Origin of the sequence: Flavobacterium sp. (genome assembly GCF_040402835.1) — a bacterium.
In the GTDB taxonomy this organism is placed as follows: domain Bacteria; phylum Bacteroidota; class Bacteroidia; order Flavobacteriales; family Flavobacteriaceae; genus Flavobacterium.
On record NZ_JBBALW010000009.1, the window covers coordinates 68884 to 82573 of the forward strand.

The following is a 13690-nucleotide window of genomic DNA, read 5'->3' on the forward strand; positions in this document are numbered from 1 at the left end:
AATAATGCGATACAAACCTTCGCCGCTAGTGCGAGCGTCTCGCTCGTACTCAATGTCAGTTTCTAAAACCTCTTTAAACCCAATTTAAACAGTACCTTTATGAAAAAAATAGTTACCCTACTTCTTTTGCTTTTCTTTTACAATTTTGGAACTGCTCAGCATTTAAAAAAAGACGGCACACCCGACATGCGTTACAAAGAGAATAAAGAAACGAGCACATCTAGTACAACGGTAACTTCTGCACCTGTATTCAGCAACAATACAAATAATAACTACACCATAAAAAGAGATTCAAAAGGAAGAATAAAAAGAAGTCAAGCCGCAAAAAATGATTTCAAAAAACAATCAGGCTACCCAAATGGCAGACCAGGCTATGTAATTGATCATATAAAACCACTAAAAGAAGGCGGTTGCGATTGCCCCGAAAACATGCAATGGCAAACCATAGCTGAGGGAAAAGCAAAAGACAAATGGGAATAGCATCTGAAATAAATTCAGATTGACAAATCAAATGATAAGTTCAAATTGAAAATATAAACGTGAAATTTTAGCCCCGATAGCAGTGATATCCCACGCTTTTGGGCGTGGATATAGCGAATAGCGGGTGGAATCGTGAAGTGAAAAAGAGAACTTCTGCTCCAAAAAGAAGAACTACTTCAGGATTTGGTTGGCGTGGTCTTTAGTTTTTACATCAGAAATAACTTCGTCGATAGTTCCGTTTTCATCAATTATGAAAGTGGTTCTGTGAATTCCATCGTAATCTTTTCCCATAAACTTTTTAGGTCCCCAAACACCAAAGGCTTCAATCACCGATTTGTCTTCATCAGCCAAAAGTGGGAAGGGAAAAACAAATTTATCTCTGAATTTGGCTTGCGCTTTTTGAGAATCGGCACTTACGCCCAAAATGGCATAATTGTTAGATTGGAAACGCTCAAAATTATCTCGTAAATCACAAGCTTCGGCGGTGCAACCTGGCGTATTTGCTTTTGGATAAAAGAAAATAACTAATTTTTTTCCATGGTAATCGGCAAGTTTGTGTGCATTTCCATCTTGGTCAATACCCGAAAATTGCGGTGCTATATCGCCTTTTTTTAATGTTGTCATTGTATCTGTTTTAAATTGAAACTGCTTATTTGAAAATGAAATTTAATAAAAATATTTATAGTAAATTTACGATTCAAATTTAACGAAAAATGAATAAGCAAGAACGAATAACATTTGTTATTAATACGTTAAAAGAAAAATATCCTAGTATTCCGATACCGTTAGACCACAAAGATCCTTATACTTTGTTAATTGCGGTGCTGTTATCGGCGCAATGCACTGATGTTCGAGTCAACCAAATTACGCCATTATTGTTTGCAAAAGCAGATAATCCATACGATATGATTAAAATGTCTGTGGAAGAAATTAAAGCGATTATAAGGCCTTGCGGGTTGTCACCAATGAAATCAAAAGGGATTCATGGTTTGTCGCACATTTTAATTGACAAACACGAGGGAAAAGTTCCGCAAAGTTTTGAATTCTTGGAAGAGCTACCTGCCGTGGGACATAAAACGGCAAGTGTAGTGATGTCACAAGCATTTGGCGTTCCTGCATTTCCTGTGGATACGCATATTCATCGCTTAATGCATCGTTGGAATTTGACAAACGGGAAAAATGTAACGCAAACAGAGAAAGATGCCAAACGGCTTTTTCCTGAAGAAATTTGGAATGATTTGCACTTACAAATCATCTGGTATGGGCGAGAATATTCGCCTGCTCGGGGTTGGAATTTGGATTTAGATGTTATTACAAAAACGATTGGACGGAAATCGGTTTTGGAAGAATACTACAAAAAAAAATCCCGATGAAATATCGGGATTTTGATTAATTAGCTAAAATTTCAATTGACATTTTACCAACTTTTAAAATATTTAATGCTTTTGAATAATTAAGTAAGAACTGAATTGTTTCTTTTTTTGGTAATTTTTTTGAAATTTCTAATGCTTGTTTAGAGTAAATTTTCGCCATAATTAAATAAGAATTAATTTCTATTTAACTATAACGTGATATATTTTTAAATAGTATTAATTGGTTAAAATAATTTGATGTTTGTCAATAACTTTTCTTAAGTTCATGATTGCATACCGCATTCTTCCGAGTGCAGTATTGATGCTAACGCCTGTCGCTTCTGATATTTCTTTGAAACTTAGGTCTTGATACATGCGCATCATCAAAACTTCTTTTTGTTCAGCAGGAAGTTCTTCAATTAATTTTCTCAAGTCATTTTCTACTTGAGATGTAATTAATTGCGATTCAATGTTGGGTACATTATCTGACATAATAGAAAAAATAGAAAATTCCTCTGTTTCTCTGTACATCGGCATTTTTTTATTTCTTCGGTAATGATCAATGATAAGGTTGTGAGAAATTCGCATTACCCACGGTAAAAATTTTCCTTCTTCATTATAGGAGTTAGATTTCAGGGTTTTAATAACTTTAATAAAAGTATCCTGAAATATATCGTCTGAAATATCTCTATCCGATAATTTGGAATAGATAAAACCGTAAATCTTAGATTGGTGTCTTTTAATTAAGATAGTCAAAGCGTTTTCATCACCTGCTACGTAATTTTTTACCAATAGTGCGTCTGGGGTTTGTACATTAGCCATAAAAATACCTTTTAGTTGTTAAATAAATTTGAGAATTATCTCTAAAAAGTAGTTTTTTTTATAGGCAAATGTTAAATTAGAATTAAATTATTACCAAATATATTATAAATTTATTTGTAAAACAAATCTAAATTGAAAATTTAACATATTTGATGCAATAAAATATGAAAAACGAGGTCAATACAGCATAAAATCCAGTTTATAAACCGAAAAAAAAAGCTTTAATAAATTAAAAAAGTAGCGGGAAGATACATTGTAGCAATTAATTAAAGAATTTTTGCCACAGATTAAAAGGATTAAAAAGCTTTTTTTAAAGTTTCATAACAAACTAAAGTGTGGTTTTAAATATTTTTTAGAAGTTTCGAGACTTTCGACTTTAAGACATTCTAACTTTCGACTTACCATAAAGTATTATTGGTAAACTTTAATATAATCAATCTTGAAATCCTGAGGAAATACCTTGCTATCAACCTCAGGACCACCAAAATTACCACCAACAGCCAAGTTGACAATTATGTAAAAAGGTTGGTTAAACGGCCAAACATCTTCGGTTTTAAGCGTTGGTTGAAAAGTATATACCGAAATATCATCTACAAAAAATTCGATTTTGTCTTTAGTCCAATCCATTGCATAAATATGATAACCGTCTTCAATATTATCGAATTTGGTTTTCTTGGTATTGATCGTTTCGCCGTGGCTGTCTTGCGTGTGCAAAGAAGTGAAAACCATGTGCGGTTCTCTTCCTACATATTCCAAAATATCAATTTCACCACATTTTGGCCAACCAATAGTAGAAATATTAGAACCTAACATCCAGAAAGCAGGCCAAAGACCTTGACCAACAGGCAGTTTTGCTCGAGCTTCAAAACGCCCGTATTGAAACTGCTTTTTGCCTTTTGTATTGATTTTTGTAGAGGTAAATGTATCGGATTCTAATTTAGCTTGAATTACTAAATTTCCATCTACTAAAGTATGATTTTTTTCGGTATAAATTTGGCGTTCGTTATTTCCCCAACCGCATAAATCAGGACATCCATTACCCACTTCAAAATTCCAAACAGAACTATCAAGTGTTTTGGCATTGAAATTTTCCTCCCAAACCAAAGTACGTTTTATAGTTTGAGCAAAACTTAAATTGCTACAGATGAAGGCAAGTAAAAAGTACTTTTTCATTTTATTATTTAATTTGAATATTGGAAACCGCTTTCCAAAGTTGTTGCTGAACTTCCACCTACAAATACTTTGAAATCACCCGATTCTGCTTCCCATTTTGAATTGGCGGTGAAAAATTCTATTGTTTTTTCGTTGATTGTAAACAGTACCGTTTTAGATTCGTTAGGCTGTAATTCAACCATTTCAAATCCTTTTAATTCTTTAACTGGTCTTGTTACACTTCCAATTAAATCACGAATATAAAGCTGAACGACTTCTTTACCAGCTACTTTTCCTGAATTTTTCAAGGTAACTGAAACTTGGATTTCACCATTTTTAGAAAATGTATTGCTACTTAATTTCAAATTAGAATATTCAAATTTAGAATAACTCAAACCGTATCCAAATGGATATAATGGTGTGTTTTTTTCATCGGAATAATGTGACCAAAAAACACTTTCTGGTTCGTTCATTGTTGGTCTTCCCGTGTTTTTAAAGTTATAATAAATAGGTACTTGCCCGATAGTTCTTGGAAAAGTCATTGGTAGTTTTCCACTTGGATTATAATCGCCATAAAGCACTTGAGCGATTGCATTACCACTTTGAGTTCCCAAATGCCACGCTTCTACAATGGCAGGAATGTGAGCATCTGCCCAAGGAATTGTCAATGGACGACCGTTATTCAAAACCAAAACAATATTAGGATTTACATTATATATTGCTTCCAATAATTCTTGCTGCACTCCAGGCAAACCTATTTCCGTTCTGCTTCTGCCCTCCCCTGTTTGTAAACCGTGTTCTCCCAAAACCATAATCACAACTTCCACTTGTTTCGCAAGTGCAATTGCTTCTGCAAATCCAGATTTATCAGTGGTATTTATCTTTGTTTCCCATATAAATTGTGTTCTGCCTACGGTTACATCGGCACCTTTTGCATACGCAAGTTGGTTGTCTTTGTATTTTTGTAAACCTTCTAAAACAGAAACTGCAGTGTTATCATCAGCGGCAATTCTCCAACTTCCCAAAGGACTTGTTTTGTCATTTGCCAAAGCACCAATCAACCCGATTTTTTGTCCTGATTTTTTTAATGGTAAAAGTTCTTTTTCATTTTTCAACAATACGATTGACTTTTTAGCCATATCTAAAACATCCTCTTGAAATTCTTGTTTACCAACAGTTTGTTTTTCACGAACTTCATCACAATATTTATATGGATTTTTGAAAAGACCCAATTCAAATTTAACTCTCAAAATTCTTTTTGCAGCGTCATCAATTAGGCTTTCTTTTACTTTTCCTTCTCTTACTAAATTTGCTAAATTTTCAACATATGCATTAGATTCCATATCCATATCTGAACCTGCATTTATAGCAATTTCGGAAGCTTGCTTGCTATCTTTGGCAAAACCGTGATTGATCATTTCCCCAATTGAACCCCAATCTGAAACTACAAAACCTTTAAAATTCCAATCTCCTTTAAGAATTTGTCTTTGCAAATAAGGATTACCAGTTGCCGGAATACCACTTAATTCATTGAAAGAATTCATAAAAGTTCGAACTCCAGCATCGGCAGCAGCCTTGAATGGAGGAAGAATAGTATTTTGCAAAGTAGATTCACTTACATCAACCGTATTATAATCACGTCCCGATTCTGCGAAAGCATAACCAGCAAAATGTTTGGCACAAGCCAAAATAGAAGTATTAGAATTGAAATTATCACCTTGAAAACCTTGCACGCGAGCCACAGCAATTTTACTACCCAAAAATGGGTCTTCTCCAGCACCTTCCATCACACGTCCCCATCTTGCGTCTCTTGCAATATCAACCATTGGCGCAAAAGTCCAATTTATTCCTACGGATGAAGCTTCTTCAGCGGCCATTGCAGCAGATTTTTTAATGGCAACCAAATCCCAACTTGCGGCTTCCGCCAATGGAATAGGACTAATTGTTTTGTATCCATGAATTACATCAAAACCAAAAAGCAATGGAATTCCAAGACGCGTTTGCTCAATCGCAATTTTTTGAATGGCCCGAACATCTTTTACACCTTTGACATTCAACATTGAACCTACTAATCCATTTTTTAGATCAGCATATTTTTTAGCAGCTTGTCCGTCTTTTGGTGTTGGACCAGTGATTTCCCAAAATCCATTATATTGGTTTAATTGTCCTACTTTTTCTTCTAATGTCATTAGTTTCAAAATAGAATCTACTTTACTATCAAGTAAATTTGATTTGTATTCAGAGGTTATTATTGGCTTAGAAGTCGTGCAACTTAATACCAATAAAGATGCAAGTACAATTCCGTATTTTAGTAGGTTTTTCATTTAATGAAATTCAATTATTCATAAAAAAAACAACAAGAAGTAAATGAGGAACTTCTTGTTGTATCTATCTTAGTATTTTATTGGTAAACTCTAACGTAATCGACTAACATTGAAGATTGTGTGAATGCTGGGTCAACATTTCCTCCAAAAGTTCCTCCCATTGCGACATTCATAATCAAGAAGAAATTGCTATTAAATGGTAATGAATTTGTATTTATTACAGAATGAAACAATACATTATCGACATAGAAACGAATTGATTGCGGACTCCAAATTACTTTGTATTTATGAAATGTTGTAGCCGTGTTAGAAGCGGAGGTTTGAGATGAAATTCCGCCACCTCCAGAATGTCCTGTATAATGTACGGTTCCGTAAATAATATTAGGTAAATATCCTTTTTGTTCCATAATATCAATTTCACCACAAGCTGGCCAAATATTTGTAGCATAATTTTTTCCTAACATCCATAATGCTGGCCAAGTTCCTGCACCTGCAGGTAATTTTGCATTGAATTCAACTTTACCGTATTTGAAGTCGTATTTATTTTCTGATTTTAATCGTGCAGAAGTGTAAGCACTTCCATTTTTAATAGCAGTAATCACTAGATTTCCTCCTTGAACAACAGCATTATTTGTACTATTTGTATAGTTTTGAAGTTCCCCATTACCCCATCCTCCGGCACCTAAATCATAACTCCATTTGGTTGCATCAGGAGCACCATCAGTTGAGAATTCATCTGAAAATACAAGATTTGTATAATCAGTTGCATCTTGAGTTGGTTGAATAGTTGTAAAAGTATGATACCAAGCCAAAGCTGGATTCCCACCCATTACGGCACGAACCGTCATTCTAGTTGCAGTAATTGATAAAATTTCATACGAACTTTGTCCAATATAATACCCCATAAAACCACCGTCAGAAAAATTCATCATCGTTCCAGTTGTACGAGTTAAATGATCGGGATTAGCCATTACCACTGATTCAGATGGTCCTAAATTTACATTTTTTAAACCTGTTGCATCAAAATTATAACAAGAATCATAACCCGCTGTTCCACCTGCAACGCTTTGAAAATCTTTATTGAAAAAAGTTTGACCATGATTATCTAATTGAAATTTTAACTGATTTCCAATTAATGAAAATATCAATTCATTACCATATAAACAAGAACTCTCAGAAGAGGCTGCTTTTTCCCAAGGAACTGCTTGATACCATTTTGCGTAATAATTTTCAGTTGCATCAGAGCTATTTGGACCAACCCCTAAATGTCCCGTTTCAGAAGCAGACCAATACCACGTTTTTTGAGAACCACCCGTTAAAAATCCAACGGTTTGTGGATCTTCAAAATTACTTAAAACCGTAATTAATAGTGTAGTAGTAGCTGCAATGCCACCTTTTCCAGTTGCAATAATTGTAACAGTATAAGTGTGCAAACCCGTTTGATTGTATCTTTTTTCAAAAACTCCTGAAGGAGAATTTTGAGAAGTTCCATCACCGAAAACGTATCGGTAGGAAATTGCGTTATCTGCGGTTGCGGTAAATAAAACCTTTCCTGTTCCATCACCATTTAAAGCAGTTGTTGTATTTTGGCCAACAATTTGTGCTGTAACAAGAAGATTTACAGGAGTGTTTAAAGATCCAAAAGATTTAGATTCTTCTTGACAACTTGCCATTAAAAATAGCGCAAAAACGGTCACTATATTTATAATTATTTTTTTCATTTTAGTAATTTTAATGTTATGAATTTTAAGTATCATATAGAATTAGTTTGTCAATACTATTGAATCAAAATAGAATGTATAGTTTGGAGAGGCATCACCAACTGTACCCAAATCAAAAATAAATACTACTTTTTGATACGAATTTGTTGTCGATATTGCTGTATAATCAAATGTTAGTTCTTGCCAAGCATTTGCAACGGTACAAGTAGCTTCTTTTTCAAATGATATTCCACCATTCGTTAAATTTTCAACTTTCAATAATAATTTAGCACCAACTCTTGGAGAATAAACTTTCACTTTGAATTTTTTATACACAGAAAAATTGATTGGTGAAGAAAGCGCAAGAAGACTACCTCCCCAAACTTGACCTGGTCCTTTAACCATTTTAGCAACAAATGGAGTTGTATTAATTCCTGTTGGAAATGGATTTGCAACTCTAGTAGCAGTTCCTCCATCAAAATTCACGAAAGTATAAGGTAAAGTTGTTGAATCAAAATCTACAGGTAAAAGTATCAATACCGAACGAGTAACCGTTACCGATTGTGTAAAAGGAACAGCTGATTGGGCACTTCCGCTTACGGCATACACTTTTACTATGTAAGTTCCTGGATTAGCATAAAGGTGCGTTTTGGTTTCACCTTGCAAAAATGTTTCTGGAATATCGTTAGGGTCAGCGCTGTTGAAATATACTTTGAAATTTGTTTCAAAATCTGCCGTTGCAGTTACATTAACTTCCATCGTATTTAAAGTGGAAACTGCAACATTAACTTGAAGATTTGTTGGGGGAAAGAAAGAAATAGTAATCACTTTAGTATATTCTGATCTTTTTCCATTTACAGTAATTCCAACAATTCTAACTGTGAAATCCCCTTCATTATATTTATGAATAGTAGCTACTCCAGCCCCAAGCAATGCAGGCGCTACAGTTGCATCTCCATAATACACTTCAAATTGAGAAACTCCTTCACCAATTGGAATAATGGTTACATTACCCGTATTATCGGGTACAATTGCTATTTTTGCAGAAATATTTATAGGTGCTGCGATAGCCTCTAAATTGACATCGTTACTGTCTTTTGAACATCCAAAAAGGAGTGTCAAAACAAAAATGCTACTTATTAATTTTATATTTTTCATAGTTGTAATTTATTAATATCCAGGGTTTTGTTGCCAATTTCCATTAGAGAACTGAATTTCTTCAAAAGGAATTGGGAAAATTTCATTTTTATTTGCTGTAAATCCAGTAATTTTTCCAACAGCTTTACCGGTACGAACTAAATCGAAGAAACGGTGTCCTTCACCAAGTAATTCTACTCTTCTTTCATTCCAAATAAAATCTGTTAAGGCTTGTCCACCAACAGTTATTCTGTGATTTGTATCTCCAAAAGCTCTATCTCGAACTTTATTTAGATATTGTTGCCCTTTAGAATCATTACCAGAACGACTATTTGCTTCAGCGGCCATTAACAAAACATCTGCATACCGAATAGAACGATAATTATTTGGATTGGTAAGATTCTGATCGCCTAAATTCTGATCGCCTTGACGAGGAAGATATTTTCTATTGAAAAATCCGGTATGTTTGTAACCTGTTCCGTAAGAAACACCTGTATTTGATGCGGCCCAAGTAACAATATTTAAAATTGCAACATCTCTTCTGTTGTCTCCAGCTTCAAAAGCATTGTACGCTTCTTGCGTTGGAACATTAAAACTATAACCAGACTCAAAAAGTGGTCCTGCATAATTTCTAATTCCGTTGAACCCTACGGCTACATTGCCTTCACTACATTGGAGACATCCAAAACTTGCTCCTTGCGCATCTGTATATTGTATTTCAAAAACAGATTCCGCATTGTTTTCACCAGTATCTTCAAAAATAGAATTGTAGTTTGTAACTAATGAATACGAATTTGATGCAATTAAATTTTCAAATATTGATGCACTATCTACAAATTTATTTTGGTATAAAAATACTTTACCCAGAAGCGCTTGAGCTGCTCCTTTTGTAGCCCTACCTTTTTGAGCAGCAACAGGATTCAAATTATCGATTGCATATTGCAAATCCGATTCAATTGAAGCATACACCGCCGTTGTTGAAGACCTTGGAATGGTTTTTTCATCGTTTAATTTAAATCGAGCGTCGCCTTTCATAGGTATTCCTCCAAACCATTTTACCAATTCAAATTGGTAATACGCTCTTAAAAATCTTGCTTCAGCAATCACTTGATTTTTACCTGAAAAGTCTGTTTTATTTTTGAATTCCAAGATGTAATTTGCTCTGTTTACACCCGCAAACATCCAGTTCCAAAGATCTTTCAGATTGCTATTTTGAGGTGTATGTGTCATTTCATCAACTTGTTGAATTCCGATTACATCGGTAGCGCTTTCACCACCAGACAAAGTATTGTCAGAGGCAATTTCACCCATCATCACATTAATATAGGAAGATTGAAGCAGTTCATACGCTGCAATTAATGCTTTATCATAATCTGCTTTTGTATTAAAATAATTCTCGGAATCGATAGAATAAACTGGGGTTCTATCTACAAAATTGTCGGAACAAGAAATGCTTATTGTTGCAAAAAGTGCAAAGGCAATACTTGATTTTATAATATATTTTTTCATCTTTCTAGTATTAAAAATTAACATTTATACCCATCATATAGGTTTTTGGTGTTGGATAAAATCCATAATCAATTCCGCCGCCAATTGGATTTCCATCGGTAGCGGCTGGGTCAAAACCTCTGTATTTGGTGAATGTATATACATTATTCACTCCAGCATATAATCTCAATTTACTGATTTTAAATTTTTCAGATAACGTTTTATTCAAAGTATAACCCAATTGAATATTTTGGATTCTTAGAAAGGAAGCATCTTCAACAAAATAGTTAGAAAGAACATTATTGTTTGTTGCGCCCGTTGTAACTCTTGGAACGGTATTGCTTGTTCCTTCGCCAGTCCATCTGTCTAAAACATAGTTTAAACGGTTTACATTAGACAAAGTTCTTTCGTAATTACGTATCATTTCGTTCCCAATCGAAGCATAGGAATAGGCAACAAAATCGAAATTTTTATAATTGAAATTAAGATTCAATCCCATTGTGAAATCGGGAATTGGACTTCCTAAATCTGTTCTATCTTTTAAATCGATAACACCATCACCATTCAAATCTTTATAGCGAATATCTCCAGGAGAAGTTGCGGCACCTAAAGCCACTTGGGAAGGATGTGCATCAATTTCGGCTTGATTTTGGAAAATACCATCTGTTTGGTACCCATAGAAATAACCTATGGCGTGACCCACTTCCATTCTTGCTGGTGCGGGTTGACTTACTCCAAAATTACCTACTTCTATAAAACCAGTACTGTTATCAACTTTAGTAACTTTATTTTTTAGTGTTGTTACATTATATGAAATTCCAAATTTGAAATCATCTGATACTTTATCTTTATAATTTATTGCAAATTCTAATCCTTCATTTACAACCGAACCTGCGTTAATTGTTGGTGCTCCAGAACCAGGTGCGTAAACTCCTGTAATTCCCGAAACGGGGATATTTCCAATTAATAAATCATTACGAGTGTCTTTGAAATAATCGAAAGTAACATCGATTTTGTTGTTTAATACTTTGGCGTCAAATCCGAAATCTAGTTTTTCATCTGCTTCCCACTTAATTTTCGGATTTGGAATTACACCAATAGCAACTCCATTTACTAAAGTATTATCAAAAACATACGTTCCTTGTCCACCTAAGTTACCAACGTAAGCATTGTTTCCAATTTTATCATTTCCTAATAAACCCCAACTGGCTCTTATTTTAAAGAAATTGATGACACCTGATTTATTAAATAAATTTTCATCCGAAACAATCCAACCACCTGTAAAAGATGGAAAAACTGCTACCCTATTATCGGGACCAAATTTTGTAGAAACATTTCTTGCAACCATAGCAGTAAACAAATATTTTCCTTTGAAGTCATATTCAAATCTTCCAAAATGCGTCAATCTTCGTTCATCATATCCATAAGAACCAACATCGCGAGCTCCAGCAATGCTTGTTCCTGTTGCTAAACTTATATCTGCATTATCCCAAGAATTGTTTGGCACATCATAACCCGTTGCAAAAAGTCCCGATCCAAATTCTTTAAATACAGTTTGACCAATGGTTAATTTATATTTATGATTTTCTTTAAATGTATTTTCATAAACACCAAAAGCATCTAAAGTATAATCATTGTCGTTTATGGTGTTTTGATTTACACTACTTCGTGTAACATCAAAAACTTTTCCACCATAATTTACTTGCTTGTTAAAATTCTTACCTTTACTATTTCCAGTATTAAAACCAACTCTAGTTGTCACTTTAAAATGTTTTACAACATCGTAATCTAAAGTTACTCCACCGTTTAATTTTTTAAGTTTATAATCATTATAGGTGTTTTCAATTTGTGCCAACGGGTTGATAATTTCAATACCGTAACCAGTTGTACTTGGCACCAAAGTGAAATCACCATTAGCATCTCGTGGCGTTAATGTTGATGGTGTATTAATAGCATTAAATAATACTGAACCCAAACCTCTTTCATTCAAAGAGTTTCTACCTATGAAAGTATAAACTACATTGGCAGATAATTTAAATTTATCAGATAAATCAGCACCTAAAGACAAACGCGCAGTATTTCTTTTATATTCTGATTTACCTGCTCCAATAATTCCTTGTTGGTTCATATCGGAACCGCTAAAGGAATACGTAATTTTATCAGAACCACCAGAAATAGAGAAGTCATTACTAATAATGGGTGCTTTGCCGAAAACTTCATTTTGCCAATTTGTCCCTTTTCCTAAACCCGTAACTATTGGATAAGGCAACGCTTGACCGCCATTTCCATAACTTTCGTTAAGTAAAAGTGCGTAATCCGTAGCATTAAGCAAATTTATTTTTTTGGTTGTTTCTTGTGAACCGATATAGGAATTGTAGGTCACCTTTGTTTTGGAATTTTTCTTTCCCGATTTAGTGGTTATTAAAATTACTCCATTGGCACCGATCGTACCGTAAATGGCTGCTTGAGCATCTTTTAAAACAGTAATACTTTCAACATCATTTGGATTTATAATTCCTAAATCGCCTTGATATCCATCTACAATTACTAAGGGCGCATTGTTTAAATTGGTAGAAATTCCACGAATTCTTATATCTAAACCAGCACCTGGAGAACCTGATTGTGCAGAAACAGTAACACCTGCAACGGTTCCTTGCAAAGCTTGTTCAATCTTGATAGGTTTTAATTCATCAATTGTTTTACTTGAAACTACTGTTACAGCACCTGTTACATCACGTTTCTTTTTGGAACCATAACCTATAACTACTATCTCTTCTAAAGCTTCAGAAGCGGCTTGCATTTCTATTGTAATATTTTGAGATTTCGTTACTTTAAGTTCATACTTTTTATAGCCAATAAAGCTAAAAACAAGTTTTGAACCAGAAGCAACTTTTGAAAATTTGAAATTTCCCTCAACATCAGTAATAAAAAATTGCGATGTGTTTTGGATTTCAACATTTACACCTACTAAAGGAGTATTTGATTTTGAATCGATTACTTTTCCACTAATTTCTAACATCTGGGAATATCCCAAAGAAGAAATTAAAATAAAAGTGATTAGTAATAATTTTGATTTCATAATATAATTTGGTTTGTTTAAGAATTATAAAAATATTGTTAACGAATGAGAAAAAATTAAAAAGAACCACAACAAAAAACATACAATTGAAAAAAAACTAAATATAAATCTGAATACTGTAAATTAATCAATGATAAAAAGCATTTACAACAACTA

Annotated in this window: 11 protein-coding genes; 2 read left to right on the forward strand and 9 right to left on the reverse strand. The window is 33.8% G+C overall.

Annotated elements, in window-relative coordinates:
- Positions 1–99: 99 nt before the first annotated feature.
- A complete protein-coding gene (locus AC9UEH_RS04750) occupies positions 100–480 on the forward strand; it encodes an HNH endonuclease signature motif containing protein (RefSeq protein WP_509528999.1) in 381 nt (126 codons plus the stop codon).
- Positions 481–651: 171 nt separating this feature from the next.
- Here AC9UEH_RS04750 and bcp read toward each other — a convergent pair whose 3' ends face one another.
- A complete protein-coding gene (gene bcp, locus AC9UEH_RS04755) occupies positions 652–1104 on the reverse strand; it encodes a thioredoxin-dependent thiol peroxidase (RefSeq protein ID WP_509529002.1) in 453 nt (150 codons plus the stop codon).
- An 89-nt stretch (positions 1105–1193) separates the two neighbouring features.
- Between bcp and AC9UEH_RS04760 the strand changes: the two genes are divergently transcribed.
- Positions 1194–1853, forward strand: coding sequence for an endonuclease III domain-containing protein (locus AC9UEH_RS04760; RefSeq protein ID WP_509529005.1), 660 nt, complete (start codon positions 1194–1196; stop codon positions 1851–1853).
- Positions 1854–1869: 16 nt separating this feature from the next.
- Here the strand turns inward: AC9UEH_RS04760 and AC9UEH_RS04765 are convergent, their stop codons facing one another.
- From AC9UEH_RS04765 to AC9UEH_RS04800, 8 genes are all read right to left on the reverse strand, one after another.
- Positions 1870–2013: a hypothetical protein gene (locus tag AC9UEH_RS04765; protein ID WP_509529008.1), complete on the reverse strand. Its 144-nt coding sequence runs from the start codon at positions 2011–2013 to the stop codon at positions 1870–1872.
- Between the two features lie 56 nt (positions 2014–2069).
- Complete coding sequence (locus tag AC9UEH_RS04770; protein ID WP_509529011.1) at positions 2070–2654, reverse strand: RNA polymerase sigma factor; 585 nt, start codon at positions 2652–2654, stop codon at positions 2070–2072.
- Between the two features lie 411 nt (positions 2655–3065).
- Positions 3066–3827 (reverse strand): glycoside hydrolase family 16 protein, encoded by a 762-nt coding sequence (locus AC9UEH_RS04775; RefSeq protein WP_509529013.1) that lies wholly within the window; start codon positions 3825–3827, stop codon positions 3066–3068.
- An 8-nt stretch (positions 3828–3835) separates the two neighbouring features.
- Positions 3836–6130: a beta-glucosidase BglX gene (gene bglX / locus AC9UEH_RS04780; RefSeq protein WP_509529015.1), complete on the reverse strand. Its 2295-nt coding sequence runs from the start codon at positions 6128–6130 to the stop codon at positions 3836–3838.
- 77 nt (positions 6131–6207) lie between these two features.
- Positions 6208–7851: a family 16 glycosylhydrolase gene (locus AC9UEH_RS04785; RefSeq protein WP_509529017.1), complete on the reverse strand. Its 1644-nt coding sequence runs from the start codon at positions 7849–7851 to the stop codon at positions 6208–6210.
- Between the two features lie 42 nt (positions 7852–7893).
- Entirely contained in the window at positions 7894–8988 is a 1095-nt protein-coding gene (locus tag AC9UEH_RS04790) for a hypothetical protein (protein ID WP_509529020.1), read from the reverse strand.
- A gap of 12 nt (positions 8989–9000) precedes the next feature.
- Positions 9001–10476: a RagB/SusD family nutrient uptake outer membrane protein gene (locus AC9UEH_RS04795; protein ID WP_509529023.1), complete on the reverse strand. Its 1476-nt coding sequence runs from the start codon at positions 10474–10476 to the stop codon at positions 9001–9003.
- Positions 10477–10486: 10 nt separating this feature from the next.
- Entirely contained in the window at positions 10487–13534 is a 3048-nt protein-coding gene (locus AC9UEH_RS04800) for a SusC/RagA family TonB-linked outer membrane protein (protein WP_509529025.1), read from the reverse strand.
- Positions 13535–13690: the final 156 nt, after the last annotated feature.